The sequence below is a fragment of the Longimicrobium sp. genome (genome assembly GCF_036388275.1).
Lineage (GTDB): Bacteria > Gemmatimonadota > Gemmatimonadetes > Longimicrobiales > Longimicrobiaceae > Longimicrobium.
Genome location: NZ_DASVSF010000027.1, coordinates 1 through 1,563 on the forward strand (window position 1 = coordinate 1; position 1,563 = coordinate 1,563).

Annotated in this window: 1 protein-coding gene; it reads left to right on the forward strand. The window is 72.4% G+C overall.

The window, feature by feature from the left end:
• A partial coding sequence (locus VF632_RS08235; RefSeq protein WP_331022396.1) for a condensation domain-containing protein occupies positions 1–1,563 on the forward strand: 1,563 nt, incomplete at both ends.

The following is a 1,563-nucleotide window of genomic DNA, read 5'->3' on the forward strand; positions in this document are numbered from 1 at the left end:
ACCGAAGGTTTCCGCCATCGTGCCGGTGGAGCGCACGGGGGCGCTGCCGCTGTCCTTTGCGCAGGAGCGGCTCTGGTTCGTCGACCGGATGGAGCCGGGAAGCGCCGTCTACAACATGCCCGTGGCACAGCGCCTGGGGGGCGCGCTGGACGAGGCCGCGCTGGAGCGGAGCCTGGGCGAGATCGTCCGGCGCCACGAGGCGCTGCGGACGGTCTTCGCGGAGGCGCACGGGTCGCCGGTACAGGTGATCGTGCCCTTCGGCGGGTTTTCCCTGCCGGTGGAGGACCTGTCGGAGTTGGGCGAGGCGGAGCGCGAGGCGGCGGTCAGGCAGCGGGCAGGGGAGGAGGCAGCGCGGCCGTTCGACCTTTCGGCGGGGCCGCTCTTCCGCGCGGCGCTGCTGCGGCTGGGCAGCGAGGAGCGCGTGCTGCTGCTCACGATGCACCACATCGTGAGCGACGAGTGGAGCCTGGGGGTGTTCTTCCGGGAGCTGTGGGCGCTGTACGCGGCGTACCGCGCGGGGCGTGAGTCTCCGCTCCGCGAGCTGCCGGTGCAGTACGCCGACTACGCGGCGTGGCAGCGCCAGCAGCTGGCGGGCGAGGCCCTGGAGCGGCAGCTCTCGTACTGGCGCGGGCGCCTGGCGGGTGCGCCGGAGCTGCTGGAGTTGCCTGCCGACCATCCCCGCCCGGCGGTGCAGACGTTCCGGGGCGCGACGGTCATGGTGGGGCTCCCCCCGGAGCTGCTGGAGCGGCTGCAGGCGCTGGGACAAAGCGAGGGGGCGACGCTGTTCATGGTGCTGCTCTCCGCGTTCCAGGTGCTGCTCTCGAAGTACAGCGGGAGCGAAGACGTGGTGGTGGGGAGCCCGATCGCGGGGCGTACGCGCGAGGAGGTGGAGGAGCTGATCGGCTTCTTCGTCAACACGCTGGTGCTGCGCACCGATCTCTCGGGAGACCCGGGCTTTCGCGAGGTGCTGCGGCGGGCGCGCGAGGCCACGCTGGGCGCGTACGAGCACCAGGAGGTGCCCTTCGAGCGCCTGGTGGAGGAGCTGCAGCCGGAACGCTCGCTGAGCTACTCGCCGCTCTTCCAGGCGATGTTCGCGCTGCAGAACGCCGAGGGCGGGGGAGCCGCTCTGCCGGGGCTGAGCGTCAGTGGAATCGGGGCGGAGCTCGCGAGCGCCAAGTTCGATCTCTCCCTGCTGCTCACGGCGACCGCCCAGGGCGTGCGCGGCGGGCTGGAATACAGCACCGACCTCTTCGAACGCGGCACGGTCGTGCGGATGCTCGGCCACCTGGAGCGGGTGCTGGAGCAGGTCGCCGCCGACCCGGACGTGCGGCTCTCGCAGCTGGAGCTGCTCGGCGAGGCGGAGCGCGCGCTGGTGCTGGAGGCGTGGAACCGCACGGAGTCGGCGTACCCCGCGGAGCTCTGCATCCACCACCTCTTCGAGGCGCGGGCGGAGAAGACGCCCGATGCGCCGGCGGTGGAGTTCGAGGATGGGTCGCTCACCTGCCGCGAGCTGAACGAGCGGGCCAACCGGCTCGCCCACCACCTGGCGCGGCTGGGCGTGGG